Genomic DNA, 3,980 nt, shown 5'->3' with positions numbered 1-3,980 from the left:
TCCGCGGAGACCACCACGGTGTGGGACACCCCGGGGGTGTTGTCCACGAAATTGGTGATCAGCCAGTTCAGGTTCTGTGCGGCCTGGCTCATCTGAGTCAACTCAACGCTCCTGGTGGTTCGAGCCGCCGAAGAGATCGGTGCTCCGGTTCTGTCCGTTGCCGGACTGGTCTACCTGATCGGGGTCGATCCGGAAGCTTCCGGTGTTACCGGCGCTGCGGCCCTGCTCCACACCGCGGCGCAGGTTGGTGAGGCGGCCACGGACCTCCTCCGGGCTGCGGGAGACCTGCGGCCCGTCCTGCGGGGTGGACTTGGCGTTGCCGGGCACCAGGTTCTGCTTGGGCACGCGCCGCGGCAGACCGGCACCGGTGGTGCCGCTGGAGGAGGGCTCGCGCAGCTGCTCGGCCCGCTGCCAGTCGCCGTCGTTCGGCGACTGCCAGGCGGCGCGGGCGGTCGGGCCGGTCGGGCCGTAACCGCCGAGCGAGGACACGTCGTGGCCGCGCTGGGTCTCGGGCGCCGAGGTGTCCTTGGCGCCGGCGAACCAGTTCGGGCTGTCGCCGGACTGGCCGCCGCCGGCCGGCGCGGCGGGGAGGCCGCCGCCCGCCAGCTGCTCGCCGGGACGGCGCTGCGGCAGCCCGGACGGCAGGGTGGCGTGCGGCTCGGCGGCGGGCAGCGCGGGCGGCTCGGGGGCGTACGGGTGGCCGGCCGGGGAGTCCTGGGCCGGGCGGCCGTACTGGTCGTCGGCGTACCCGTCCTGCTGGTAGCCGCCCTGGTCGTAGCCGTACCGGTCGTCGGCGTACTGCCCGCCGGCCTGGCCCTGCTGCTGGTCGTAGCCCTGGGGGGCGTACTGGTCGTAGCCGTCCTGGGCGTACCCGTCCTGCTGGTACTCGTCCTGCTGGTAGCCGCCCTGGTCGTAGCCGTACCGGTCGTCGGCGTACTGCTCGCCGGCCTGGCCCTGCTGCTCGTAGCCCTGCGGGGCGTACTGGTCGTAGCCCTGCTGGTAGTCCTCCTCGACCTCGGCGTCGACCACCGGCGCCTGCGGGGCGCTCTCCAGGGCCGCGCGGCGGACCTGGTCGAGGCGCTGCGAGCGCTGGACGGCCTCCAGGGCGGGGCTGAACCCGCTGGAGCCGGCGTTGCCGGTGCCGGTGAGGTGGTCGTCGAAGCCGAGCTCGGCCGCGCTGCGGGCGCGGGTGTCCGGCGCCCACTCGGCGGCCGGCTCCTGCTCGGCGAAGATCCGGGAGACGGTGAACTGCTCGTCCGGCTCCGGCGCCGCACCGGACTGGGTGACGAACGGCGGGAGCATGACCAGCGAGGTGGTGCCGGCGGACTCGCCGGACGGGCGGAGCTGGACGCGGATGTCGTGCCGCTGGGACAGCCGGCCGACCACGAACAGGCCCATGCGGCGGGAGATGGTGGCGTCCACCGTGGGCGGCTCGGCCAGCTTCTCGTTGATCTCCGCGAAGTCCTCGGCGGTGAGGCCGATGCCCTTGTCGTGGATCTCGACCAGCACGCGGCCGTCCGGCAGGCGGGTCGCGTTGACCAGCACCCGGGTCTGCGGGCTGGAGAACGAGGTGGCGTTCTCCAGCAGCTCGGCGAGCAGGTGGACGAGGTCGGTCACGGCGGCGCCGACGACGTCGACCTCCGGGATGCCGGAGAGCTCGACGCGCTCGTACTGCTCCACCTCGGACGCGGCGGCGCGGAGCACGTCGACCAGCGGGACCGGGGTGTTCCAGCGGCGGCCGGCCTCCTCGCCCGCGAGGACGAGGAGGTTCTCACCGTTGCGGCGCATACGGGTGGCCAGGTGGTCCAGCTTGAAGAGGTTCTCCAGCTGGTCCGGGTCGGCCTCGTTGTTCTCCAGGTCGGTGATCAGCGCCAGCTGGCGCTGGATCAGGCTCTGGCTGCGGCGCGACAGGTTGGTGAAGATCGCGTTGACGTTGCCCCGCAGCAGGGCCTGCTCGGCGGCGAGCGCCACGGCCTGCTGGTGGACCTGGTCGAACGCCCGGGCGACCTCGCCGATCTCGTCCTTGCCGTGCAGCGGGATCGGGGTCACCGAGGTGTCGACCCGGTCGGGGTCGGTCTTGGAGAGCTTCTCGACCAGGTCCGGCAGGCGGTGGTCGGCGATCTCCAGGGCGGCGCTGCGCAGGGTGCGCATGCCGAGGATCATCGAGCGGGCCACGTAACCGGTCAGCAGGCCGGCCAGGATGAGCGCCGCGACGACGATGACCGTGTTGAGGATGGCGTCGTAGAGCGCGTTGTCCTTCAGGTTGCGGGAGTCGGTGAGGACCTCGTCCAGCAGCGCGAGCTCGGTGTTCCGCAGGGCCTGGATGTGGGTGTCGGTGGCCTGGTTCCAGTTCTCCTGGGTCAGGCCGGCGTTCTTCGCCTCGGTGTACGCGGCGTCGGCGACCGCCTTGCCCTTCTGCTGGCCCTCCGCGGCGGCCTGGCTGTACGAGGCGCCGAGCTGGAGCAGGCCCTGCATGGTGGGCGGCGCGCCGTTGGGCATCTTGTACGCCGAGCGGTCCTGGGCCGCGGTCTGCGCGATCTGCGCGGCCGCGTACTTGGCGGCGTCCTCGGGGGCGCTGCCGGTGTTGAACTCGTTGATGGAGACCTGTTCCAGCTTCTCCGAGATCAGGATCTGCTGGATCACGTCCTGGTTCTCGTAGCGCGTGGTGACGTTCGCCGAGATGCCGACCAGCAGGTTGAGCATCAGCGCGCGCTGGGTCGACGCCGCGGCCTTGGCCAGCGACATCGCGTAGATCGCGCGGCCCTTGCTGGTGGCGTTGGCGGAGCCCAGGCCGACCGAGTTGTCGAAGGCCAGCAGCGGGTCGAGCATCACCGAGTACGCGTTGGCCGTGGCGCTGATGAACAGCTCCGGGTTGTACGCGTTGGCCCGCAGGTGCGGCAGGTCGACCACCAGGGTCTGGAAGGCCTCGTGACGCCGGGGGAGCTCACCGGACTTGTCGGAGGCCGCGTAGGCGGCGTTGTACGCCTTCAGCGCGGCGTCGGTGGCGCCGCGGCGCTTGGCCACCTCGTTGTTCGGGTCCTGCTTGGTGAGCAGGGGTATGAGCGTCTTGTCGCGCTCGTTCTCCAGCGCCTCGGCGAGTTCGGTCGCCGCCTTGGCCAGCTCCGCGGTCTTCTCGGCGCGGGACGCCTTGATGAAGCCGTCGACCGAGGTGTTCACGCGCAGACCACCGAAGACGAGACTGATGGTCACGGGGATCAGCAGGATCGCGATCAGACGGGTCGGCACGCGCCAGTTGCGCGGGCGGAGGAAGTCGTACCGGCTCGATCCGCCGTCGCCCGACGAGCCGCCGCCGCGGGGTGTCGCGGCCGGGGGCTCGGGAGCCGGGACGGTGCTCTGGGAGCGTTCCTCGGTGGGAGCGAACGCGGAGAATCCGGCCGGGTCCCCCGGGGTACCGTTCGGCTCGCTCTGGCGGGGCTCGGAGCGCCGCTGCGGGGCGGGTTGCTGCTTACGCCTCACTCGACAACTACCTCTCGGCCGACTGCCGGCCATGGATCAATCCAGCGCTACCCCTGGGCCCTGAACCGCCGCCGTAGGGGCCGGCGCAGGAGAAACCAGGGGTAGCTGGAATTTCAGCACGTGCGGGGATGGGGGACAAACAGCCGCCGTCCGGCACCCGCCTCGGTACATTCTGGACATTCACCGACATGACGGAGCAAAACCGTGGTCACCTGGCGCTGAGTGACGCTGTTTCGCCACGCTGAGTCATTGTTGATCACAAAATGCCTACCGAACTGTTATCCGCTGCTTATACACGGGTCTTGCGCGCGGCCCCCGGAGGTCACCCGCGGGTAGGCACCGCGGTCCCGACGGTCCGTCGCGGGGGACGGACCGTCGGGGCCGTGCGGTTCCCCCCTCGCTCAGCGGAGCCGGGCGAGCAGGGCGTGTTCGACGAGGGTGATGAGGGCGCTCTTGGCGCTGTCGCGGCGGCGGGCGTCGAGGGTGATGACGGGGGTGTCGGC

The 3,980-nt window shown here is 71.3% G+C and carries 1 protein-coding gene and 2 pseudogenes; all 3 read right to left on the bottom strand.

The window, feature by feature from the left end; translation table 11 throughout:
* Window positions 1-92: pseudogene (locus ACFY4B_RS42500) on the bottom strand (roadblock/LC7 domain-containing protein); the annotation flags it as partial.
* Between the two features lie 10 nt (window positions 93-102).
* Window positions 103-3,477 (bottom strand): nitrate- and nitrite sensing domain-containing protein, encoded by a 3,375-nt coding sequence (locus ACFY4B_RS42495; RefSeq protein WP_074001504.1) that lies wholly within the window; start codon window positions 3,475-3,477, stop codon window positions 103-105.
* Between the two features lie 401 nt (window positions 3,478-3,878).
* Window positions 3,879-3,980, bottom strand: a pseudogene (locus ACFY4B_RS42490) (ATP-binding protein); the annotation flags it as partial.

It is taken from the genome of Kitasatospora sp. NPDC001261 (assembly GCF_042896795.1).
Lineage (GTDB): Bacteria > Actinomycetota > Actinomycetes > Streptomycetales > Streptomycetaceae > Kitasatospora.
This window is presented reverse-complemented; position numbering and strand designations above follow the sequence as displayed.